This is a genomic window from Enterococcus sp. LX10, from assembly GCF_023539285.1.
GTDB classification, from domain to species: Bacteria; Bacillota; Bacilli; order Lactobacillales; family Enterococcaceae; genus Enterococcus; species Enterococcus faecalis.
Map to the genome: position 1 here is coordinate 2,182,848 of NZ_CP092784.1, position 23,397 is coordinate 2,206,244.

The window sequence follows — 23,397 nt, forward strand, 5'->3', positions numbered from 1 at the left end:
TTACGTTCATCAAATGAACATTTTCTCTTATAAAAAGTTGCACTCTTTTTTTCAGGGCTATGGTAGTAAGCAGAATTATGGTACAATGCCTGTGAAGAAAAAGCAAGGAGCGATAAGAAATGATTAAAGAATTCTGTGCCGAAAATTTCACTAAGATTCCCCAAGCCATTCAAAAAGGTGCGAATCGCATCGAATTATGCGATAACTTAGCCGTAGGTGGAACGACGCCAAGTACTGGTGTTATTGAAGAAGTCTTAGCATACGCTGGCGAACATTCTGTACCAGTGATGACAATCATTCGTCCTCGTGGCGGCAATTTTGTCTATAATGATATTGAATTAAAAATTATGCATACCGATTTAATCGAAGCAAAGAAATTAGGAACCGACGGCATTGTTATTGGCTGTTTAACTGAGGACGGTTGGTTAGATGAAGAAGCTTTGGACTTATTCATTGAAACAGCTGAAGGCTTGCAAATCACTTTCCATATGGCTTTTGATGCCTTGTCGAAAGAAAACCAATTTAAGGCGATCGACTGGTTAGCTGAGCGTGGTGTGACGCGTATTTTAACTCATGGTGGGCCAGCTGGTACCCCTATCGAAGACAACTTTGATCATTTAAAAGAATTAATTGCCTACGCAGATCAACGGATTCTTATTTTACCAGGTGGCGGCATTTCCACAGAAAACGTTCAAACTGTGATGGACACTTTAAAAGTCACAGAAGTCCATGGCACAAAAATTGTTTAATTTCTTGTATCTAAAAAAGTGAGGTAGCCGTCGTAGCAACGGCTATCTCACTTTTTTGATTTCAAGCAAACCAACGAATCCTTTTACCTCAGTCTCATGATAAATAAGTGCAATTTTTTAAACAAAATAACGCATAAACATGCTGGCAATATTGAAATAAATTAATACACTGGTTAAATCACTTAAGGTAGTAATAAACGGGCCACTGGCAACTGCGGGATCAAACCCTAATTTATCCATTAACATTGGGATTAAACTCCCTGCTAAATTCGCCACAGTAATTGCACAGAGCATTGCCATCCCAATCACAAATCCAAGCGGAAGATTATGTTGCCACACGCCAACCACAATCATAATGGTTAAACCTGTCACAGCCCCCGTCACTAGTCCCGTGAGCACTTCACTTAAGATTAAGCGACCAAAATTACTATCCTTTTCATCTTTCATAGCCAAACGGCGTACCGCGACCGCCAATGATTGTGTCCCGGCATTGCCGGCTGTTCCGGTAATTAAAGAAATAAAAACGGCTAAAATACTCGCTTCGCTAACTAAAGACTCATAATTACTGATTAACGAGGCCGTAGACATCCCTAAAAACAGCAGCGTAATTAACCAAGGTAATCGTTTAGAAGCGGCTTTTAAAGGGTTCTCACTAACTTCCTCAACGTCGACCCCGGCTAAACCAGAGTAGTCGCTAGCGGCCTCATCATCAATAACATCAATAATATCATCAACTGTTACAATCCCCAACAAATGATCATCATAATCTGTAACTGGCACAGCCAAGAAGTCATAGTCACGAATTGTTTGCGCGACATCTTCTTGGTCATCGCCAACATGAACTGAAATAACCCGTTCATTCAAAATATCAGCAATCAAGGTATCATCATCATTAACAATTAAATCCCGCAACGAAATAACGCCGACTAAATGATTTTCTTGGTCGACTACGTAAACGTAATAGATTGTTTCCGCCATGTCCGCTTGATTCTTTAAGACGTACATCGCAGAACGCACTGTTTGATTCGCCACAATCGAAACAAATTCGGTGGTCATAATCGCCCCAGCAGTTTCATCTTCGTAATGAAGTAACTCTTTAATTTCGCCTGCTTCTTCACTACTTAACAAACTAAGATATTTCGCCTTTTGACTTTTATCTAACATATTTAGTAAATCCACCGCATTATCGGTATACATCTCAGCTAACATATCTGCTGCATAACTTGGGCGCATTTCAGCTAAATAATCTTTCATATTCTCATTATCTTCTTCGATAACATCAAACATATCCGCTAGTTCTTTCGGAGATAGGTAATTGTATAAATGTTGTCGGTCTTTTTCATCTAACGATTGGTAAAATTGTCCTTGTTCATAAATGTGTAACGCTAAAAATAGCTCACGAAATTCGTTCATTTGTTGATTTTTTAGCGTTTCTAAAAGAAGGGCAAATTGCTCTTCCATTTCTTGGCCTTCATTCATCTTACACTTTCCCCTCCTGCCTCTTTATTATTATAACGTATCATCTACACTTTTCATATCCTCCGCTAGTGGGGAAATCAGATGAACCGTTTCTTTGGTAAAAGGATGAGTAAAAATTAGTTCCATGCAATGCAACGCTTGCCGCTCAATTCCTTGATCCATCTCTCCATGATACATCTCATCCCCTAATAATGAACAGCCAATTGCTTCAAAATGTACCCGAATTTGGTGTGTTCGTCCTGTATGAAGCTGAATGCGCACAGCTGCTGCTTGGGCTCCTCTTTTTGCGAGCCAATATTCTGTACTAGCAAATTGACCCGTTTCGATAACTTGACGTTTTAATAAAGAGGACAAGTCGCGCCCAATTGGCTTTTCAATCAATTGATGCTCGTTTAACTGCTCAATCGCTCCACCAACAAGAGCATAATAAATTTTTGTCACCTTTTTTTCTCGTAATTCTTGATCAATTAAAGCATGAGCAAAGCCGTGTTTCGCAAATAACATCAGCCCAGAAGTATCTCGATCTAAACGAGTCACGACATGAATAACTTGATTCACGTAATTTTGACGCTTGTAATAGCCCTTAACACGATTCGCCATCGTTCCTGAAGGATGATACTGAGCAGGTATCGAGGCAATGCCAGCGGGCTTATTAACTACTAAAAAATGATCATCTTCAAACACAATTTCAATCGGTTCATCATCTGTTAATAATGTCTCATGTTCCGCTTCATCTGGAATCGTCATTTTAACGACATCGCCAGTTTGTAAAGGATAGATGGCATTTTGAACGGTCCCATTCACTTGGATTTTACCACCTTGAAATTTCACCTTAGCTAATAACCCTTTTGAAACGCCTTGTTCCTTTAAAAAATATTTCACTTGTTGTGTTGTTTCTTTGTCATATGTCCATTGAAATTCCATCGTTTAATTAATCCTCACCAATAAAGGCATCTTTCACTCGATGCCAGAAATGCATGTGCCGATAAGAGGCAAAATGAATCCGTTCGTCTGCAATTCGATAGCAGACAGAAGCGATATTTTCTTGATAAATATCTAATTGGTCCACCGTGACAAAATAATCATCACTTTCCTGTAATTTAATCTCCAGCCACTCCGTATGTGCGATTACAATCGGTGAACCCAATGTTCGAAAGACACGATTGTTTAAGGAGGCGATTTCGGTTAACTGAAACGCATTAATGCTAGGATGCAAAACAGCTCCACCAATACTTTTATTATACGCAGTAGAGCCGGTTGGGGTCGAAATCGACAACCCGTCACCACGAAATCGTTCAAACAGTTCGTCTTTAATAAACACATCGCCTACCATCGTCCGGTTTCCTCGTTTAATTGTCGATTCATTTAATGCTAAAAAATGTTTATCTGGTTTCCCATCTCTAAACCGAATCCGCACATCTAATAATGGATAACTTGTACTTTTTTCACGATGAATACATAAACTTTCAACTAGTTCTTTTAATTCATAATCACGCCAATCTGTATAGAAACCCAAGTGTCCGGTATGTACACCTAAGAAACTTACTTCGTTTAAAAGATGATTAAATCGATGAAAAGCGGAAAGAAGCGTACCATCTCCGCCGACTGAAATCACAAGTTCAGGTTGACGATTGTCTATTTGAATTTGGTTTTGCTCTAATAGTGTTGTCAGTTGTTTTGTGACTTGTTTCGATTTTTCTTCCGAGTTATGAACAATCGCCACTTTCATAAGCAGACTCCTTTACTGATTTTCTGGTGTTTCGTTTTTAATTTGCTTATAGTATTCGTTTTCTAGCAATCCACGGCCATGAGAGAAGTAATGTTGTGCTTCTTGAATTTCTTCACGAATAGATGACATTTCTTCATCTAATAAATAGGCTGCCTCTGCCGCTCGCTGAAGGCGTTCTTTCATTTCTTCAGGAAAGACACCTTGATATTTATAATTCAAAGAATGTTCAATCGTTGCCCAAAAATTCATGGAGAGTGTCCGAATTTGGATTTCGGCCAAAATAATCTTTTCCCCGGTGACTAATTGCACAGGATATTCCACCACCACATGGTACGAACGATAGCCACTTTCTTTTTTATTTTCAATGTAGTCCCGTTCTTCCACAATTTTTAAGTCTTTACGATTTCTTAAAAGTGCGACTACCTGATAAATGTCTTCCACAAATTGGCACATAATCCGCAAACCAGCAATGTCTTGCATTTCTTCTTCAATCCGATTTAAAGGAATATGCCGAATAGCCGTCTTTGTCAAAATACTATCTACTGGTTTCACACGTCCTGTAACGAATTCAATTGGTATGTGTTTATCTTGCTCCCGAAATTGTTTACGAATACCTCGTAGTTTTACTTTTAATTCGCTGACCGCCTGTTCATATGGCGCTAAAAACAGCTCCCACTCTCGTTCCATGGTAGATCCCTCAATTTCCTTGAATTTCATTCACTGATTATTTTACCACAGTCCTCCCTAAAATAGGGTGTTATTCGCTATTTGATTTCCAAACGCCTTTCATTAGAAAAAATTTTCACAGAGAAGACCACTTTTCTTGACGGACACCTATATAATATGTGAAAATTGGAGTGATTTAAGAAAGAGAGAGAACCCCATGAGTGAGCACTTAGAAATTGAATTTAAAACATTAGTTAGTCCGCAAGATTTCAAACGATTAATCGACCATTTTGCTATTCAAAAAACGGACTTTTTTACGCAAACAAATCATTATTTTGATACGGACGATTTTCAATTAAAAGCACAACGAATGGGCTTAAGAATTCGCGTATTAGCAGATCGTGGTGAGTTAACCTTAAAAGTTCCTGCGCCAGAAGGATTATTAGAAATCAATGACCCTTTATCGCTTGAGACGGCGAACCACTTTATCAAGAGGAATCACCTCCCTACTGAGGGGGCTGTGGCGAAGAAATTACAAGAATTAGGGATTGAAATCGCCTCGATCCATTTAATTGGTTCATTAAAAACAGCACGTGCAGAAAAACAAATTCCTCAAGGACTACTTGCGTTAGACGAAAGTTGGTATAACCAACAGCACGATTTTGAATTAGAGTTAGAAGTTACTGAAGCTGAAAGCGGCAAGCAAGCGTTTCAAACATTAATGGCTGATTTGAACATTCCCATTACGCTTGCACCTAACAAGATTCAACGCATGATGCGGACCACTGCCCCTTAGTATTCGAAGCACTGACGTTCTGGCACCTGTATTTGAAAAAGCATGGCATTGGAGGAAGTATGAATGGTTGAAATTTATTTGTTCGTCAATCCTTTAGGCGGCGTCTGTTTAGAAATTGAAAAAGAAATTATACAATTGTCTGTTAACGACAAGAAGAAAATACAATTGCGCTTTATCCCTTTATTAAACATGAAAACGATCAATGAATTTTTGAGTCGTCAACATATTCCGATTAATGACATTAAACGACGGAATCGAATTTTTGAAGATTTATACTCAGCCGCTCTTGACTATAAAGCAGCACAGTTACAAGGCCGAAAAAAAGGCCGACAATTGTTGATTGGCCTACAAAAAGCAGTAGCTGAAGACGGTCTAGCTTACTCTCCTGAGTTATCAGAAGAACTACTTCTAGCGGCCGGCGGGGATATTGATATGTATCGTAAAGACCGACAATCCGATTTTGTCAAAGAATCTTTCCAAACCGACCAAAAAGTTGCTCGAGAAATGGGGATTAAACAACATCCTACCGCAGTCGTTTACAACTATACTTGCGAGAACGATTTCGGCATTTTAGTCGAAAATTTTGAAAACATGGATGAAATTAAACAACTTTGTCGTGTCCATCCACATAACGAACCGTTGCTGGACCAAGGTGACGCAACCTTTGAATTTAAACGTCGCTCCAATTATCATTTTCCAAATGGACATTTACATTTATTATAAAAAAGATGCTGCGAGAAAAGCGGTTAACTGATTATCTTAAGAGTTAAAAAGTGGGCTATAAGTCATTTCGACTTATAGCCCACTTTTTTGTCTATAATTTTTCAACCAAAGCTTCTAATTCCGTTAAACGTTCTTCAAAAACTTTCATTGCATCTTCGATATACGCGGCTTGCGTCATATCCACGCCCGCTTTTTTCATCACTTCAATTGGGAAGTCACTACTTCCTGCTTTCAAGTAGTTAAGATAGTTCTCTAAAGCTCCCTCTTCTTCAGCTAAAATATGTTTAGACAATGCCGAAGCGGCTGAGAAGCCAGTTGCATATTGATAAACATAGTAATTGTAATAAAAATGGGGAATTCTCGCCCATTCGTAACTGATTTCTTCGTCTCTAACTACTTCTGGTCCATAATATTTAGCATTGAGCTCGCCATAATACTCACTCAAATATTCACTCGTTAATGGCGTGCCTTTAGCATCTTCCGTGTGAATAAAATGTTCAAATTCCGCAAATTGCGTTTGACGGAAAATGGTTCCCTTAAAGCCGTCTAAATAGTGATTTAAGACATACGCACGTACTTTAGGATCTGTTTCTGTTTGTAATAAATATTCTGTTAAAATATTTTCATTTGTGGTTGAAGCAATCTCAGCTAAGAAAATTGAATAGTCGCCATAAACATACGGCTGATTATTTCTTGTATAGTAACTATGAACACTATGGCCCATCTCATGGACTAATGTAAATAGTTGATCCAAACTATCATGCCAATTCATTAAAATGTATGGGGCTGTATCATAAGCTCCTGAAGAATATGCGCCGCTTCGTTTTCCTTGATTTTCAATCACATCAATCCAACGACTTGAAAAAGCTTCTTTAACAATAGATAAATAGTCTTCACCTAGTGGTTTTAAAGCCTCAATTGCTTTTTCTTTTGCTTCTTCATAGCTGTAACGAATTGGTGCTTCACCTAGCAAAGGCGCATACAAGTCGTACATGTGTAATTCTTCTACGTTTAATAATTTTTTTCTTAATTTTACATAACGATGTAGCAAAGGTAAATGTTTATTTACTACAGCTACTAATGTTTCGTGAACACTTTCAGGGATATGATTACTTGCTAAAGAGGCTGCCCGAGCAGAATCATAATTTCTAATTTTTGCTTTATAATTATGCGTTTTAACATGTGCACCTAAAGTTGAGGCTAATGTATTTCTAAATTGTTTGTACACTTTGTACAACCCTTTAAATGCTGCTTCACGAACAGATGGATCGACACTTTCCATTAATTGACCATAAACGCCATGAGAAAGTTGAATCGTTTCGCCTTCAGCATTTTGCACAGTTGGAAATTCTAAGTCTGCATTATTTAAAATTGAAAATGTATTACTTGAGGCACCAAAAATTTCACTAGCCCCCGCCAGTAAAGCTTCTTGTTCCATCGATAAAACATGGGGACGTTCATCTAAAATATTTTGAATATAGTGACGATAAACAGCTAATTTCGGCTGCTCTTCAAAATATCCCCAGATTTGTTCATCACTTAATGTTAAAACCTCTGGGTCAAACCAAGAAACAGCTTCACTAACTTGTGCATATAAAGAACTAGCTCTGGCATATAAAGCTTGGTAAGCTGTATTTGTAGTGTCTTGATCATTTTTTAAATGAGAATAGACATATAATGTTTCCACTTTTCGATAGACATCTAAAACGTATTCTAACGCAGCTAGAAAAGCTTCTGCGCCATTCCCTAAGGTACCTTTAAATGACTCTGCTTGATTTAGCTCCTCTGTCAACTGATTATACGCAACATCAAAAGCAGCATCATCTTTAAAAATTTTGGTTAAATCCCAAGTCAATGGAGTTGGAACTTCATCACGTGTTGGTAATTGTTTAATTTCGCTCATAGTTTACTCTCCTTTAAGAAACGTTTTACTCATTATACTATCATAATTTAACACGTGTGACTAAAAAAATGTTGTTTTTTCACTTTTTTTAGCCAATGAACGAGCTTTTCAGGATCTTCTCTTAGGAAAATACTAGTTATTAGGTACTTATTGTTTACTTTAATTAACACATAACATTCTTGTAACCAGCTCAATAAGCTATTCCCCACGATTTTAAAAAGCTTTTTTAAGCCAATATTCGGCAGTGGTTGCCAAATAAAGTTCCCTTCTTCCAAAAAACTAGCTTCCAAGATACGCCATAGTTCCTGTTTGGTCACTAAACGCCCTTCTTTGGTTTTTAGTGCTTCCCAAACAAGCATTTTTAAATGAATATCTTCTTCAGAAGAAGGTAATAGCTTCAATCCAGGATAGTAAAACCAAGGAGGTAACTGGAGAAGGTGACAACCTTTCGTGTATAAAAAGCTTTGTGTTCTAAGCAACTGAGCATTTCTGTAACCAAGTTGTTGAGTCAATTTTTGATAATAATCATGCATCAATTGACCAGTATGCTGTCTACCTGGCAGTAAATTTAAATTAGCAGTCGGTAGTTGGATGATTTCTAGTAATTTTTTTTCGTAAAAATCCCATGATTGTTTTCTTCTATAAAATTGTTGACATTGACTCTCTTCAATATGACAAAGTAACTCTATTCGTTCTTGTTTCTTATTGGCCGTCCATAAATAAAACCCCAAGGACTCCGAAAAGTAAAGAAATTGTTTCGTTAATTGCGTGAGCTTGTCTTTAGGCACTAATCGTTCACCTAAAATCCAAACAACTTGATAGCCATGAGTTTGATAAGTCTCCGTCCGTTCCACCAAACGTTTAATTGGCAATGGACTACATTGAATTTCAATGGCTATCTTCCCAATGAGTAAATCTGGGCGTTGCTTCAAGGTGGGTAAGTATGCCTCAACTTGAAAGGACAGCTTTTCGCGTAAACACTTTTCCGCAAAAAGCTGCTTCAAGCGGAGGTGTTCTTCTGTTTCAGCTTCTGCTTCGTACCAACAACTATTCTTTTTACGATGAGCAAAATGGGGTATTTTAATGGGGCCTGCCTTCAAAATGACCGATTGATGACACATTGGACACACAAAAGCTTGTTCGCTTCGTATCTGTGTTAATTCATCAATCGAGCAATCGATTAAAGAAAATAATTCTTGGTTGTCTGCCGTTAAAGCTGTTAACATGATTTTCACCTCTCATAAATAAACTACGCAAAGTTTCTTAATTTTCATCAAAAAAAAAAGCAAAAACTCGAAAGTTTTTGCTTTTTTGCTTAATCATTAAAGTAATAACGTGTTAATTCCAGCGCACTGCGTTCCATAATACAAGTGCCATATTCGACTAAAGTATCCTGAGTGACAGTTGTTTTATGAGCAAATTCTAAAATCTGTGCAATTTCATTGTCAACATTTGTTTTTTCTAATTCATCGGTTAAGAACAAAACTTGTAAGTAATAACGATCGTTGTACGTGTATAAGTTAGTCAAAACAGATTGCATGAAGACTTCTTTGGATAATTGGATCATCGCTTCAAAATTATCTAATTCAAAGATTACATTTCTGTTTGTTTCATCTGTGGCTTCCATCTCATCAAGTTCATCGGCGGCTGCTTTGTCTGCTTCAATTTGTTTGCGAATTAATTCGCTAACATCTGCATTGACTTCGCTCAGACCTTCTAAGGAAGACAAGTCGTCCATAGCGACATTTTTACTAATAAACAGTTCTAAGCCATCATTTTTAGGCAAGACTTGGAAAGTGACTGCTTCACTACCTTGGAATTCATCTTCGACATCAACTTCTTCTAAAATACTATAAAAGAAATTTTCAACATCTTTGTGGTTTCCTAGTAAGTCAAGAAAAGTAATCCCTCTATCCGCCAGGTCTTCGTTGCCAATTAACACACGAATCGTATTTTCATTAATATGTTCCATTTCCATAGCGCTACACCTCTCTTTGCTTCAATCAGGAAACTTCTTACGTTCATTGTAGCGAAAACTACACAAAAGTAAAGTGGAAAGTCTGTAAATCCTCGAAAACTAGCGAACGTTTTATAAACTTTGAACTTTTTTAACGATTGGTTTTTCGCTCCTTCTACCTCTTCATCTTAACGCAGTCTCTCCAAAAAAGATACTATTTTTCCTTGACCACGTTCTGCCAAATCAAATGAATACAAGTTCTAAATATGTATTAAAAAGCCAGAGATAAAAATCCCTGGCCCTAAATTCATATGAATCGTTCTTTATTACAATTAACAAATAAAGAACAAAATTTTATATTTTTTATAAACCTGCCATTAATTGTGCTTGGCGCAATTCCAGTTGTCGAACATCTCTTGGTAAGAATCGACGAATTTCATCTTCGTTAAAACCGACTTGTAATCTTTTCTCATCAATCATAATTGGCCGACGCAACAATCCAGGGTTTTCTTGAACCAACTCTAATAAATCTTGAAGTGGAAGCTCGTCCAAATCCATATTTAATTTTTGGAAAACTTTAGAGCGAGTAGAGATAATCTCTTCTGTTCCATCTTCTGTCATGATTAAAATTGCTTTTAATTCCTCAATATTTAAAGGTTCAGAAAAAATATTTCTTTCTTTAAAAGGAATTTCGTGCTCTTGCAACCAGGCTCTAGCCTTACGACATGACGTGCAACTCGGGGAAGTATAAAGTGTCAACATTGTGCATCACTCCTTTTCGCGAATCATCGCGTTTCTGAAACAGGGAACTGTACTGTTCCTCTATTTAAAACCAGTATACCTAATTTCTAATAAAAATACTAGGGGTTTTTAAACATTTTTTATTAACTTTGTTTATTTTTCCTTCATTACATCCGTGTAAAATTAGGGTTAATTTTTATGAAATTTTATGGATATTCGTTATGATTCTGTAAAAAAGTAATACAGTTTTCTATTTTTATGGTTGCTGTTATAATTTACTTCTCTTGGTGATTTTTCAAGAAGTTCCCATGTATTTTTTTCTAATAAAATGTATAATAGAACTATTCACTATCTTAAGTCTAAAGTCAGGTGGTTATTTAATGAAAACAATTTTTTCTGGTATTCAGCCCAGTGGTACTCCGACAATCGGAAATTACATTGGTGCAATGAAACAATTTATCGAATTACAAAATGAATACAATTGTTATTTTTGTATTGTAGATGAACATGCCATTACTGTTCCCCAAGAACCGCAAAAGCTACGCCAGCAAATTCGTAGCTTAGCAGCTCTTTACCTAGCGGTTGGTTTAGACCCACAAAAAGCAACAATTTTCATACAGTCTGAAGTGAGTGCCCATGCAGAAGCTGGTTGGATCATTCAGTGCAATACTTCTATTGGTGAGTTAGAACGAATGACACAATTTAAAGATAAATCTCAAAAAAATGGTCGTGCTGGCGTAAGCGCTGGTCTTTTAACATACCCTCCATTAATGGTTGGTGATATCGTGTTGTACAACGCTGACTTAGTGCCAGTCGGAGATGATCAAAAACAACATTTAGAATTAACACGTGATTTTGTGGAACGCTTCAACAAACGTTACGCCCAAAAAAATCAAGAAATTTTAACGATGCCTGAAGTAAAAATCGCTGAGCAAGGTAGTCGAATTATGAGCTTACAAGAACCAACGAAAAAGATGAGTAAGTCTGATACAAATGTGAAGGGCTTTATTTCAATGCTTGATGAGCCAGCAGTGATTCGCAAAAAAATACGCTCTGCTGTAACTGATTCAACTGGTGTAATTGAATATAATAAAGAAGAAAAACCTGGCATTACTAACTTACTAAATATTTATTCTGCTGCGACAGGTCAAACTGTTGAGGAGCTTGTTCAAGCTTACGAAGGCAAAGGCTATGGAGACTTCAAAGCAGATTTAGCAGAAGCAGTGGTTGCCTTATTAGAACCTATTCAAGTGCGCTACCAAGAGCTTCTAGCTTCAGAAGAATTAGATATGATTTTAGATGAGGGCGCAGAAAACGCTCGCCAGGTAGCCAACAAAACACTTCAACGAATGAAAAATGCTGTTGGTTTGGGAAGAAAAGTTCGGCGCTAACTAAACAAAAAAAAAAAACGCGAATTTTTATTCGCGGTTTTTTTTATGTTCTAAATTGAGCATCGTACAAGCGACGATAGTGTCCTCTTTGCGCGTACAAAGTTTCATGTGTTCCATCTTCTAAAATTCCTTGGTCACTCACTACGATTATTCGATCAGCATGTTTAATCGTGGCCAGTCTGTGGGCAATAATTAATGTTGTTCGCCCGTCAGCTAACGAGTTTAATGACTCTTGAATCACTTGTTCTGTTTCTGTATCTAATGCAGAAGTCGCTTCATCTAGAATTAAAATCGGCGGGTTCTTCAAGAACATTCGCGCAATTGCCACTCGTTGCTTTTGACCGCCCGATAATTTCACGCCACGTTCGCCAATAATTGTGTCCAAGCCATCTGGCATTAGCTGAATTACATGTTCTAAATGTGCTAATTTCACCGCTTGTTGAATGTCTATTTCTGTAGCATTTAAATTCCCATAAGCAATATTTTCTCGTAATGTTCCAGGGAATAAAAACACATCTTGTTGAACAATTCCAATTTGCTTACGTAATGAAGCCAAGGTCATTTGCTGGATATTTCTACCATCAATCGTAATTTCACCACTACTGACTTCATAAAAACGAGGCAACAGATTGCACAAGGTCGTTTTTCCTGAACCACTTTGTCCAACGAAAGCAACGGTTTCACCAGGTTGAATTTTTAAATTGATATGGTCTAAAACTTTTGTGCCATCTTCATAAGCAAATGAAACATCTTTATAGGCAATCGTCCCTTCTAAATGCGAAACAGCAACAGCTCCTGGCAAATCTTTGATGGACGGTTGTCTGTCCATTTCTTCCGTAAAACGTTTAAAACCAGCAAATCCTTTGGGATAACTTTCAATCATATTATTGACTTTTTCAATCGGCCGAATAAAAATATTGGCTAATAAAATAAATCCTACAAACTGACCTTCTGTAATTTCTCCTTTAATTGTATAATACGCACCAAAAATTAATGAAAATAAATTTATCAGACGAATTAATAAGTAATTATAGGCGGAACTGACACCCATCACCTTATAAAAATATAATTTCGATTTTCGATACATTTGATTTAAATAATTAAACTGTTTTCGTTCAAATGGTTCATTTGCAAAAGATTGCGTGACACGTATCCCACTTACTGACGCTTCAATCCCAGCATTAAATTCACCTAAATTATCGTAAATATCCGTATTCGCTTTTGTCATTTTTTTATTAAAATAGCCTAGCGCAATCGTGATAAATGGCAATAAAATAAACGTAGCGATGGCTAATTTCACGTGAATGGTTAACATTAATAAAAAAGAACCTGCTAACGTCATAATCGTAATAAAGACGTCTTCTGGACCATGATGCGCCACTTCCGAAATTTCAAAAAGATCAGTGGTCAAACGGCTCATTAATTTCCCTGTTTTTTGATTATCATAATACTCAAACGGTTGTGTTTGAAGATGCTGATATAATTCTTCACGCATATCTGTTTCAATATTCACGCCTAACATATGACCAAAATAAACCACAATAAATTGTAAAAACGTATTGATTATATAAAATGCAAATAAGCCCGCACTAGCTAATGCAATGAGGTGAAAATCTCCTTTTGGCATAATCTTATCAATTACTTGGTTGACTGCTACTGGAAAAGCCAACTCTAACAGCCCCGCAAAAACGGCACACCCAAAATCCAAAATAAATAATCGACGATAAGGTCGATAATACCCAAAAAAACGCTTTAACATAACTCCTTAACTCTCCCCCTTCATTCTCACTCATTATACGGAAAAAGACGGTCTCTTGCAAAATTCTAACTTCTATCAGAACGCATGTTATTTAAGTAACTTTGACTCAAAATCATTTTCACAAACTTTTCATTATCAGAATATTTTTTCATTTATCGTTTCCATTTTTTCGGTAAAAATAACTATAATTGTCTTTTCCCGCAAGGCTTTGATTTCTGCGAAAAACCTTGAAATACAGTGAAAAATACTCTATTTATTTGTGAAAATATCAGCTACAATATAACATATGAAAAGTTTTGTAAAAAAGTTAAGAGGTGCACTTGTTAAATGAGAACCATTGTTTTTGATGTTGATGACACGCTGTACGATCAGCAACAACCCTTTCGAAATGCGATGACTAAAATTTTCCCGAACGTTGCGACAGAGGATATGCATGAATTGTATCTTCGTTTTAGACACCACAGCGATGAAACGTTTCCGAAAGTTTTAGCCAATGAATGGTCCCTAGATTTCATGCGGTTTTTCCGGATGAATGAAACATTAAAGGATCTAAACTATCCAGGAATTTCACAAGAAGAAGGAAAAATTTTCCAACAAGTTTATGAAGAAGAATTGGATAATATTACGATGCATCCAGAAGTTACTAAGCTTCTTGATACTTTACAAGAAAAGGAAATTCCGATGGGGATTATTACAAATGGTCCAACAGACCATCAATTTAAAAAAGTTAAACAATTGAATCTTGAAAAATGGGTTCCAAGCCAAAATATCATTATTTCTCAAAGTACGGGTTTTCAAAAACCTGAAAAGGAAATTTTTGATTTAGCCTGTAATCAATTTTGTATGGAACCTGAACATACTTTATATGTTGGTGATAGTTATGACAATGATATTGTAGGCGCACGTAATGGTGGCTGGCATTCTCTTTGGTTTAACCACCGCTCTCGTGAACTACCAAGTTGCCAACCTGCATCACACCTTGCAGAAGTCACTTGTTTCACTGAACTTTGTCCGACTGTGGAGAAATTATTTAATCTTTAAAAATAAAAAAGCCTAACTACGCTTCAAATTTGAAATGTAGTTAGGTTTTTTTCTATTCTCCAATGCTTAAAATTGTGCGAATATCTTCTTCCGTCATTTTCGCTAATTGCTCTTCATTTCCTTGAATCACTTTTTGGAACAGCTCGCGTTTTTCTTGCTGTAAGGAATTCATTTTTTCTTCAACCGTTCCTTCTGCAATCATCCGCCACACTTCAACAACCTTTTTTTGTCCCATGCGGTGCGCCCGACCAGCCGCTTGTTCTTCGACTGCGGGATTCCACCATAAATCGTATAAAATAACTGTATCTGCACCAGTTAAATTTAGTCCGGTTCCCCCTGCTTTCAATGAAATTAAAAAGACATCTTTTTCTCCTTCATTGAAGGCATTCGCCATCGTTAACCGATCTTGGGGCTTCGTACTTCCTCGTAAATAGAACGTCTCTAAACCTAATTCATTCAATTCTTTTTCTAAGATAGAAAGCATGCTTGTGAACTGAGAAAATAATAGGACACGACGATTGTTTTCTTTGGCAGCCACTAAAAAGTCTTTGACTTGTTCCACTTTGCCAGAACCTCCCGTGTAATCCTCAATAAACAAACGCGGATCGCAACAGATTTGTCGTAAACGGGTCAAGCCTGCTAAAATACTCATGCGATTTTTCTTGAAGGTTGCCTGATCCATTTGACTGACATCTGCTTGCATTTGTTTTAGATAGGCCAAATAAACCGTTTTTTGTTCTTCTGTTAAGACACTGTACATATTATTTTCAATTTTTTCTGGTAAGTCTGCGAGCACCGTTTTCTTGTCTCGTCGTAAAATGAATGGTTGAATCATTTTGGCAATTTCTTCTGGCTTAATTTCTCGAAAGACTTTTTTGCCTGGGAACAATCCCGGTAAGATCATTTGGAAAATTGACCACATTTCATCTAAATTATTTTCAATTGGTGTGCCACTTAATGCAAAACGTTGTGGTACTTTTAAACTTTTTAAGGCTTGCGCCGTTTTAGTCCCACTATTTTTAACCATTTGGGCCTCATCTAGAATCAAATAGCCGACACGCATTTCCTGATAAAGCTGAACATCTTGTCGCATACTTGCATAAGAAGTAATCAGAATATCTTCGGTGCTATTTTGTAAAAGCGCTGCTCGTTCTTGGCGATTGCCAGAAACCACTTGAACATTTAAGGTTGGCGCAAAACGTTTGACTTCGGCTAACCAGTTATAGGTTAAACTTGCAGGTGCGACAATCAAAGCGGTCCCTTTCAAGCGCTCTTCTTCTTTTTCCGAAAGTAAATAGGTAATGGTTTGCAGTGTCTTCCCTAAACCCATTTCATCAGCTAAAATACCGCCAAATTGATAATGGCTAAGCATTTTCAGCCATTTATACCCTGTTTCTTGATAATGGCGTAACGTTGCTTGTAAGGTTTTGGGGACTTGCGCTTCAAAGTTTTCTGGATGCGTTAAATCCGTGACCATTTTTTTAAAGGAATCTGAAAAATGTGCCCGCTCGTTGTCTTCTAATAAACTTTCGATCATGAGACCTTGATTTTTGGGCACATGAATGACATTGTCTTCTTGATGCATATTTTTTCGCAGCTTCGTTAAAATTGCACTTGTATGGAAAAATTCCTCTGAGTCAAAAGCAAGAATTTCACCACTTTTTAACGTATAAAAAGCATCATTACGTAGCAGACTAGTCAAGACTGCATCGATTTCGGTTTCATCAATGCCAGTGACATCAAACCGAATATCTAACCAAGAATCCCCTTCCGCAACTTCAATCGTTGGTTGATGATGCTGGGCATCTAAATACAATTCCCGTAATTTCCGTCCCATCCGAACTTCTCCTAATTGACGGAAAGCTGGAACCTCGGCTTTAAAGAAATAATACAAGGACTCTCCAGCAGGTAAGACTTTTTCAAAGCCTGTGGTTGTTTGCTGATAGGCAAACTGTTGAAATTGCTGTTTAATTGCTGTTTCTTTTGCTTTATCTCGAACGATTTCTTGATTAACTTCAGGTAATTGAGCATATTTCGGGTTTGTCGAGAAAATGACTTCTCCATAGTGATAGTCAATCCGAGCGTTAATCCGACCTTTAATTTTCTTAAAAATAAAGACTGCTTTTAAAGGATGATGGACGACTAATTCTTCAACTGATTCTTCAACAGACACTCGACCAATTTTTTCCAATAATGGTAACACTTCACTAAATAAATCAGAAACTGTTTCTTTTTCATAAATAATTGACGGCTCTTCCAAGCGTTTCATTAATTGAAGTAACGTGGTGTAGATGGCTTCCTGCTCTTCTGTTAGTAAATAAACCGTTTGATCCGCAATCGCCCAGTGATAGTGGGCTAGAAACGTTGTAATAGGATTCTGAATAGTTAATTTGAAGCTTTGTTCCTCGGTTTTTTGCACTGTAAACGTAAGTGGCAAACTGGTTTCTTTGAACGTTAGATAGCGATACTTATGAGTTTGATTGGTCAATATAAACTGACCCGTTCGATTCATTTTTTCAACTAACGATTGACTGCGATCAATTGGTAATAATAGATAACGTTTGTCGATTTTCCCTTTAACTTGAATACCGTTTGCACCTAATAATTGGCTGGTATGATAAATTGCCGCAAGTTCTGTTAAAATTTCTTGAATCTCCATTGAAAAAGAATCATGTAGCAAAGTAAATTGGTGTTGTTTATTCACCATAAAAGTCATTTCTTTTTCATATGCTTGTAAAAAATCACCAATATTTTTCACAATATATGTTTTAGGTTTGGTGCCTTCCAAACCAATTTTTAAAGAAAGACCAATCGTTGATAATTCTGGATAGTAATTATTCGTTTCAATCACATCTAAATGAAATTCTAAACGTAAAGGCTGCAAGGGAACTTCGGCAGAAGGTTTGCTTAATTTGGCAAAGCCTTTGGTAAACATTTCAGCTGTTGATCGATTTGTTTTCTCAAAACTGACTGTTTGATTCGCTTGAATAATTCTTGACACGCCTCGTTGTTTCAGTGCCAGTTCAACTGCCACTGTATGCTTGCAATAGCCATGTTCCATCCAATATTGACATTCACAAACATCTTGTTCTTTGGCGGTACCATCCAGTTCAACAAGATAAAGTTCTTCCCCTAAAACCTCAGACAACCAGATCCTTTTTTCTGGATTTTGAACGATAGATAAGACCCGGCCTTCTTGCATATATTCGCGCCCCTGTTCAACGATTCGCTCTGGAATACTCCATTTCATCGACTCACCTCCTCTTCTACTAAGCTAGCTGATAGCGAACGGTACTTTGACCATTCCCATTGCTTTTTATTTGTAATTGTTGTGGAATTCGTGCTTTTAATTCGCCAATATGACTAATAATCCCAATCATGCGGCCTTCATTTTCAATCGTTTCTAACGCCTCCATTGCCATTTCCAATGCTTCTTCATCTAAGGAACCAAAGCCTTCATCAATAAACAACGCATCAATTAAGACTCCGCCTGCTTGTTCTTGAATCACTTCTGCTAAAGAAAGTGCCAAAGCTAACGCTGCTATAAAACTTTCCCCGCCTGATAACGTGTGAGCGCTGCGCACCGTCCCTGAATTGTCATCATAAATATTGATTTCTAGCCCCGTTTGATTCCGATAACTGCCTGCTTCGTGATTCAATTCAAATTGATAACGACTATTGGTCAGGCGGTCTAAACGCTGATTAGCGACTGTCAGCACTCTTTCTAAATACGTTTGTAACATATACCGTTCAAAACTAATTTTTTTAGAATTATTGCCATTCACCGTATCTGCCAACTGTTGTAGTGCAGCAACTTCCTCAAACTTGTCTTCAATTGTTGTTCTTTGCGCATTAATTTCTTGAACCAACTGTTGGTTGTTCAGCATTTTTTCATGCAGTTGATAGTATTTTTTTTCTTGTTCTTCAATTTGTTGTGTTATTTGTTCAATTTCTGTGGTGATTAAAGATAATTCTGGGAACGTATCACTAGATAATTTTTTCTCAATTTCAGCGAGTTGGATAGTCAGTTGGGTTTGCTCTTGTTCAAATAAAGAAATTTGTTCTTGCTGACTTTCTAGTGTCGGTACCTCTTTCAACCACTCCGTCAATTGGTCCTCTGTCACTCCTTGTTCCGTTAAAATTGCGTTTAACTGACTCTCAAGTTGCGCGACTGTTTGTTGAAGTGTTTGTTGTTCTTTCTCCAAATGCGTCAAGGTACTTTCAAGGATCATTTCTTCTTTCTTCAAGGTTTCTCCTTGTGTCGTCACGTTTTCTTTTTGACGTTCAAATGCAGAGAGTTCTTCTTGAAGCAAAGTTTGTTGTTTGGTCATTTCTTCGTATGTGACGGTTGCATCCAATAATTGGCTAGCAATCATTTGCTGCTGGATAGTGATTCTTTCCAGACTTTGTTGCATTGTTTCTACTTGTTGTCGGAGCACTTCAAAGCGTTGGGAATTTTCAGCTACTTGTTCTTCTAGTTCCGCTAGATGGTCCTTTTCGACTGAAATTTCCGTTAGTTTTTGTGCTATTTGTTGTTTTTCTTTAGCTAATTGCGACTCAACTTCCGCAATTTCTGCAGGTGTTACTTGTGAAAAAGTTAGTCCTGTTAACGGCAACTGCAAGTCAGCAAACTGGGCTGCTAATTGTTCTTGTTCCTCAGTATACGCAGCTTCCTGTTCTTGTAATTGGCTTTCTTTCTGTTGCTTTTCCGCCCCTAATGCAGAGAGCGTTTCAGTAAATCGTTGAACCGTTTTTTCAACTTCCGTTAATTCCCGTTCCGCTTGATCAATCTCTTCTAGGGAAACTTCTTGATGAGTTTGTTGCTTTGGATGTTCTAAAGAGCCACAAACTGGGCAAGGTGCCCCCTCTTCAAGTAACAAGCTTAATCGTTGGATTTGTAAAGAGGCCCATTGACTTTTCTTTGTCTGCAACTTCGTTTCTTCGGCGCTTTTTTGTTGCTGTTCAACTGCAAACCGTTGTGTCAACTCGTGCAATTCCCCTTGGTTTTGACTAATTTTTTGCCAAGCTTTTTGATTTTTTTGCCAACGTTCTACAAAATTTTGCCAATGATCTGCTACACTAGAACATTCAAAATTTGCTTTTTCAAGTGTTCCTTCTTGTTCAATAAATTGTTTGGCTGTCGCCACTTTATCCTCTAATGTTATTTTTTCCTGTTGGCAAGATTCATACTCTTCTTGAATGGCTTGATAATTGGCTTGCTCTGCTATTTTTCGTTGGGCTAACTGTTCATATTCTTGGTATTGTGGTAATTGACGTTGAATCGTTTGAAGACGTTCTTGTTTTTCAGCAATCAATGGTTGTTGTTCTTCCAACTCACTCAGGATTGCTTGCCAATCCGTCAATGCTTGTTGCGTTTCCATGAGAGCTTGTTGTTTGGACTTTGTTTCTTGCTCTTTTTGTTGTTTTTCGCTTCGTTTTTCAAAGACTTTTTCAGCTAAAGATTGCTGTTTTTGGCTCCATTTTAATTGCTGAATCTGTTCCTTTAGCCGCTCAATGACGGTTTCCTGTTCAGCTTGTTTTGCTTTCTTTTCCAGTAATTCTTCTTTTTGCTGTTGCAAGTTTTGCCGTTCTTCAATAGCATAACGAACTTGCTCTTTTGCTTGTTTGGCTTGTTTTAAGGTTGCAATTTGTTCTCTTTCAACTAATAGTTGTTGCTGAGCCTCTTGTTGTTGGCTTTCTAATAATTGAAGTTTTTCAAAAAGTGTCATTGTCGGTTCAGGTTCTTCTGACCAATGCAACTGTTCTGTTTTCAGTTCAATTTTTTGCTGGGTTTCTTGAATCTCTTGATTGGCAATTTTTAAGCGTTCTTTTAAATTTTCGCTGAACAACTGATACAATTCTGTTCCGAATAAATTACGCAAAACCTTTTCTTTTTCATCACTTTTAGCAATTAAAAAAGTCCGAAACTCTCCTTGTGGTAACAATACAATTTGAGCAAATTGATTGGCATTTAAATGCAATAATTCTTGAATGAGTTCGTCCACTTCACGTCTTTTAGAATAGGCTCGTAGTTCTTTTCCTTGAGCATCTTTGACAATTAAAGAAATTTTGGCACTTTGTTTACGGACTCCTGTGCCACGTTTTTTAAAAAGTTCTTGTTCGGGAAGGCGGTTCAGTTCATAGAGATACTCGTTATGTTTAAAAAGCAAAGTAACTTCAGTGGCTTCTGAGGGGTCAGCAAATGTGGAACGCATTTCTTTGCCTAAACGTAATTTTCCAGAACTTTCACCAAACAAAGCATAGCTCATTCCATCAAAAATCGTTGTTTTCCCAGACCCTGTTTTTCCACTAATTAGAAAAAGTGAAGAATCTTCAAACTTCGTAAAATCAATGGTTTCATTAATATACGGTCCGAAGTTTTTCAATGTTAAAGATAATGGTTTCATCCTGTTACTTCCCTCTTTCTAATTGATTAAGTGTACTCAGTTCTTCTTGGACCCATTGTGCTTGTTGTTCTGTCAAGGCCTCTCCTGTCACATCGTTAAAAAAGTCATGCAGATGTTCTTCTGGTGAACGTTGTTCTATTTGTACCACTTTTTTCTGATTTCCGTTGCTTGTTTCTCGACCATTCAAACGTTCCAACCCAATAATTTTGGGGTAAATTTTTCGCAATTGATTCATCATGTTGGGAATGATCGCTCGGTCGGTTAATTGGACATGTAAATAATTTTCCCGATTCACTTCTTGATAAAAAGTGGGATCCGTTAACTGCTGAAACGAGCCCGTCAATTGTTGAATGTCTCGTAATGGTTTCAAAGCACGGAATTGAAAATGAACTTCAGTTTCTGTTTCAACAAGCCAAACACCCTTTTCTTGTATCATTTCTGATAAAGAAAATTTTACAGGCGAACCACTGTATCGAGCATTAGGTACCTGCAACGCATTTTTTCCATGTAAGTGGCCCAACGCGACATAATCAAAAGGCTCTAACAAAGCCGTTGGAACAACATCCAAACCACCCACTGTTAATTTTGTTTCAGAATCAGTTTTTTCACTGCCAGCGACAAAAAAATGACTAACTAACACTTGTTTTTTGTTGGGGAGAAAAGATTCCTGCATTTTCGCGACAACTTTTTCCATCGCCGCCTGAATCGTTCGAATCGTTTCATCTTCAAAATATAAGCGAGCCGCAATCGGTTCAAAATAAGGCAACAAATAAAATTGGGTATTGTCGATTTCAATTGGTTGAAAGGCTTGTTCTAAACGCGTATTCAAATGAAATTGCGTTTGGTTAAACCAAGGGCCTCCTGTTTCTAAACGAGTACTGCTATCATGGTTTCCCGAAATAGCTAACACGGGGAAATGCTCTTTGAGATTCATTTGAATCATCATTTCATTAAAAACCTCGACTGCTTCAACCGCTGGAACAGAGCGATCATACAAATCTCCAGCGATCACAACAGCATCCACTTGCTCTTCTTTCGCAATTGCTAAGATTTGTTTAAAGGCTTCTCTTTGTTCTGCCAACAAATCAAAACCATGTAATTTTTTGCCAATATGCCAATCTGCTGTATGTAAAAATTTCATTTTTTCACCGCCTAAAAAAGTCCTTCTTATTATTATAACAAATTTCTGGTATTTTTTAAGAAAATCGGACAGAAGAATTAGATTTTTAACAAACTTTTTTCTTAACGCAAGAAAAAAGACAGGGAGCATCATCTTTTGATGAGACTACCTGCCAGTAACATACCTATTCTATAGCGGTTTGTTTTATTCTTTTTCTGTTGAATCATACTTAAAAGTTGGATCAATTTCTTTATCTAACTGATCAAATGCTTCTTGCATCCGACGTTCCACTTCAGCTAAACCGTCTTTATCCATTTTTTTAATATCGCTAATATCGATTGGCTCCCCAAAACGAACCGTTACTTTTTTACGTTTAAACAACTCTTTTAAAGTTAACGGACCTTGATAAACAGATGGCACGATAGGTACTCGCCCCATTTTAGCAATCAAGGCTACCCCACCTTTTAATTCTGAGGAATGACGCGTGCCACTAGGGAACATAATCAAACTTAAATCAGAATTTTTTAAAATTTTGACAGGTGTTTTAATCGCGCTGGGACCGGGCTTCTCACGATCCACCGGAAACGCATTCGCATGTTTTAAAATGAAACGTAAAACAGGATTTTTAAACAACTCTTTTTTTGCCATAAAGCTAAACTTCTTAGGACTGCCAGCAACAGCTAAATACAGCGGTTCCCACCATGTTCGATGCGGCGCAACTAAGACATAGTTTTGGTCTTTTGGTAATTTTTCTTTATTTTCATAATGTGCATTTCCATTAATCACAAATAAAATGACGCGAACCACGCCACGCATAAATGTAAAAAACATAATTTTCTTCCTTTCTTCTCTCCGCTTTCTAGTATGCCGAAAGCTCTACCTTTTGACAAGCTTTTTTTACTTCTATCAATCAGAGAAATAACATGCCCCCACTAA

18 protein-coding genes are annotated in these 23,397 nt (G+C 37.2%); 5 read left to right on the plus strand and 13 right to left on the minus strand.

Annotated elements, in window-relative coordinates:
• Positions 1-119: 119 nt before the first annotated feature.
• Positions 120-749: a copper homeostasis protein CutC gene (cutC, locus tag MKZ30_RS10230; protein ID WP_002359565.1), complete on the plus strand. Its 630-nt coding sequence runs from the start codon at positions 120-122 to the stop codon at positions 747-749.
• 117 nt (positions 750-866) lie between these two features.
• Here cutC and mgtE read toward each other — a convergent pair whose 3' ends face one another.
• From mgtE to yjbM, 4 genes are read right to left on the minus strand one after another with little or no spacing between them, the layout of a single operon-like run.
• A complete protein-coding gene (gene mgtE, locus MKZ30_RS10235) occupies positions 867-2,228 on the minus strand; it encodes a magnesium transporter (RefSeq protein ID WP_002362548.1) in 1,362 nt (453 codons plus the stop codon).
• A 30-nt stretch (positions 2,229-2,258) separates the two neighbouring features.
• Positions 2,259-3,152: an RluA family pseudouridine synthase gene (locus MKZ30_RS10240; protein WP_002362547.1), complete on the minus strand. Its 894-nt coding sequence runs from the start codon at positions 3,150-3,152 to the stop codon at positions 2,259-2,261.
• Positions 3,153-3,159: 7 nt separating this feature from the next.
• A complete protein-coding gene (locus MKZ30_RS10245; protein ID WP_002356486.1) occupies positions 3,160-3,957 on the minus strand; it encodes an NAD kinase in 798 nt (265 codons plus the stop codon).
• A 12-nt stretch (positions 3,958-3,969) separates the two neighbouring features.
• Complete coding sequence (gene yjbM, locus MKZ30_RS10250) at positions 3,970-4,644, minus strand: GTP diphosphokinase (RefSeq protein WP_002356484.1); 675 nt, start codon at positions 4,642-4,644, stop codon at positions 3,970-3,972.
• 196 nt (positions 4,645-4,840) lie between these two features.
• Between yjbM and MKZ30_RS10255 the strand changes: the two genes are divergently transcribed.
• Positions 4,841-5,419, plus strand: a complete 579-nt coding sequence (locus tag MKZ30_RS10255) for a CYTH domain-containing protein (protein WP_002356483.1) — start codon at positions 4,841-4,843, stop codon at positions 5,417-5,419.
• Between the two features lie 63 nt (positions 5,420-5,482).
• Positions 5,483-6,142 (plus strand): ClpXP adapter SpxH family protein, encoded by a 660-nt coding sequence (locus MKZ30_RS10260; RefSeq protein WP_002356482.1) that lies wholly within the window; start codon positions 5,483-5,485, stop codon positions 6,140-6,142.
• A gap of 91 nt (positions 6,143-6,233) precedes the next feature.
• Here the strand turns inward: MKZ30_RS10260 and pepF are convergent, their stop codons facing one another.
• The 4 genes from pepF to spxA all read right to left on the minus strand — a co-directional run bounded on the left by pepF (position 6,234) and on the right by spxA (position 10,764).
• Positions 6,234-8,045 carry an oligoendopeptidase F gene (pepF, locus tag MKZ30_RS10265; RefSeq protein WP_002382553.1) on the minus strand — a complete coding sequence of 604 codons (1,812 nt, stop codon included), beginning with the start codon at positions 8,043-8,045 and terminating at the stop codon, positions 6,234-6,236.
• A gap of 47 nt (positions 8,046-8,092) precedes the next feature.
• Positions 8,093-9,271, minus strand: a complete 1,179-nt coding sequence (locus MKZ30_RS10270; protein ID WP_033601133.1) for a competence protein CoiA — start codon at positions 9,269-9,271, stop codon at positions 8,093-8,095.
• An 89-nt stretch (positions 9,272-9,360) separates the two neighbouring features.
• A complete protein-coding gene (locus MKZ30_RS10275) occupies positions 9,361-10,023 on the minus strand; it encodes an adaptor protein MecA (RefSeq protein WP_002356478.1) in 663 nt (220 codons plus the stop codon).
• 342 nt (positions 10,024-10,365) lie between these two features.
• Complete coding sequence (gene spxA, locus MKZ30_RS10280) at positions 10,366-10,764, minus strand: transcriptional regulator SpxA (protein WP_002356477.1); 399 nt, start codon at positions 10,762-10,764, stop codon at positions 10,366-10,368.
• Positions 10,765-11,123: 359 nt separating this feature from the next.
• On the opposite strand from spxA, the gene trpS reads away from it, so the two are divergent.
• On the plus strand, positions 11,124-12,134 hold the full coding sequence (gene trpS / locus MKZ30_RS10285) for a tryptophan--tRNA ligase (protein WP_002359559.1): 1,011 nt from the start codon (positions 11,124-11,126) through the stop codon (positions 12,132-12,134).
• 43 nt (positions 12,135-12,177) lie between these two features.
• Here the strand turns inward: trpS and MKZ30_RS10290 are convergent, their stop codons facing one another.
• Positions 12,178-13,893, minus strand: a complete 1,716-nt coding sequence (locus MKZ30_RS10290; RefSeq protein ID WP_033601132.1) for an ABC transporter ATP-binding protein — start codon at positions 13,891-13,893, stop codon at positions 12,178-12,180.
• A gap of 327 nt (positions 13,894-14,220) precedes the next feature.
• Between MKZ30_RS10290 and MKZ30_RS10295 the strand changes: the two genes are divergently transcribed.
• Positions 14,221-14,934: an HAD family hydrolase gene (locus MKZ30_RS10295; protein WP_002356474.1), complete on the plus strand. Its 714-nt coding sequence runs from the start codon at positions 14,221-14,223 to the stop codon at positions 14,932-14,934.
• A gap of 52 nt (positions 14,935-14,986) precedes the next feature.
• Here MKZ30_RS10295 and MKZ30_RS10300 read toward each other — a convergent pair whose 3' ends face one another.
• The 4 genes from MKZ30_RS10300 to MKZ30_RS10315 are packed head-to-tail and all read right to left on the minus strand — an operon-like array spanning position 14,987 to position 23,292.
• Positions 14,987-18,184: a DEAD/DEAH box helicase gene (locus tag MKZ30_RS10300; protein ID WP_249958762.1), complete on the minus strand. Its 3,198-nt coding sequence runs from the start codon at positions 18,182-18,184 to the stop codon at positions 14,987-14,989.
• Between the two features lie 19 nt (positions 18,185-18,203).
• Positions 18,204-21,341, minus strand: a complete 3,138-nt coding sequence (locus tag MKZ30_RS10305) for an SbcC/MukB-like Walker B domain-containing protein (protein WP_033601130.1) — start codon at positions 21,339-21,341, stop codon at positions 18,204-18,206.
• Between the two features lie 4 nt (positions 21,342-21,345).
• Entirely contained in the window at positions 21,346-22,614 is a 1,269-nt protein-coding gene (locus MKZ30_RS10310) for an exonuclease SbcCD subunit D (protein ID WP_025189232.1), read from the minus strand.
• A gap of 51 nt (positions 22,615-22,665) precedes the next feature.
• A complete protein-coding gene (locus tag MKZ30_RS10315; RefSeq protein WP_010816715.1) occupies positions 22,666-23,292 on the minus strand; it encodes a lysophospholipid acyltransferase family protein in 627 nt (208 codons plus the stop codon).
• Between the last annotated feature and the right edge of the window lie 105 nt (positions 23,293-23,397).

Bases quoted from the DNA above. Each gene is read 5' to 3' on its own strand.
- MKZ30_RS10245 (WP_002356486.1), bottom strand. From the start codon at position 3,957: ATGAAAGTGGCGATTGTTCATAACTCGGAAGAAAAATCGAAACAAGTC.
- MKZ30_RS10300 (WP_249958762.1), bottom strand. From the start codon at position 18,184: ATGAAATGGAGTATTCCAGAGCGAATCGTTGAACAGGGGCGCGAATAT.
- spxA (WP_002356477.1), bottom strand. From the start codon at position 10,764: ATGTTGACACTTTATACTTCCCCGAGTTGCACGTCATGTCGTAAGGCT.
- MKZ30_RS10260 (WP_002356482.1), top strand. From the start codon at position 5,483: ATGGTTGAAATTTATTTGTTCGTCAATCCTTTAGGCGGCGTCTGTTTA.
- MKZ30_RS10275 (WP_002356478.1), bottom strand. From the start codon at position 10,023: ATGGAAATGGAACATATTAATGAAAATACGATTCGTGTGTTAATTGGC.
- MKZ30_RS10295 (WP_002356474.1), top strand. From the start codon at position 14,221: ATGAGAACCATTGTTTTTGATGTTGATGACACGCTGTACGATCAGCAA.
- MKZ30_RS10290 (WP_033601132.1), bottom strand. From the start codon at position 13,893: ATGTTAAAGCGTTTTTTTGGGTATTATCGACCTTATCGTCGATTATTT.
- cutC (WP_002359565.1), top strand. From the start codon at position 120: ATGATTAAAGAATTCTGTGCCGAAAATTTCACTAAGATTCCCCAAGCC.
- MKZ30_RS10310 (WP_025189232.1), bottom strand. From the start codon at position 22,614: ATGATGCTCCCTGTCTTTTTTCTTGCGTTAAGAAAAAAGTTTGTTAAA.
- MKZ30_RS10270 (WP_033601133.1), bottom strand. From the start codon at position 9,271: ATGTTAACAGCTTTAACGGCAGACAACCAAGAATTATTTTCTTTAATC.
- MKZ30_RS10315 (WP_010816715.1), bottom strand. From the start codon at position 23,292: ATGTTTTTTACATTTATGCGTGGCGTGGTTCGCGTCATTTTATTTGTG.
- MKZ30_RS10255 (WP_002356483.1), top strand. From the start codon at position 4,841: ATGAGTGAGCACTTAGAAATTGAATTTAAAACATTAGTTAGTCCGCAA.
- MKZ30_RS10240 (WP_002362547.1), bottom strand. From the start codon at position 3,152: ATGGAATTTCAATGGACATATGACAAAGAAACAACACAACAAGTGAAA.
- pepF (WP_002382553.1), bottom strand. From the start codon at position 8,045: ATGAGCGAAATTAAACAATTACCAACACGTGATGAAGTTCCAACTCCA.
- MKZ30_RS10305 (WP_033601130.1), bottom strand. From the start codon at position 21,341: ATGAAACCATTATCTTTAACATTGAAAAACTTCGGACCGTATATTAAT.
- mgtE (WP_002362548.1), bottom strand. From the start codon at position 2,228: ATGAATGAAGGCCAAGAAATGGAAGAGCAATTTGCCCTTCTTTTAGAA.
- yjbM (WP_002356484.1), bottom strand. From the start codon at position 4,644: ATGGAACGAGAGTGGGAGCTGTTTTTAGCGCCATATGAACAGGCGGTC.
- trpS (WP_002359559.1), top strand. From the start codon at position 11,124: ATGAAAACAATTTTTTCTGGTATTCAGCCCAGTGGTACTCCGACAATC.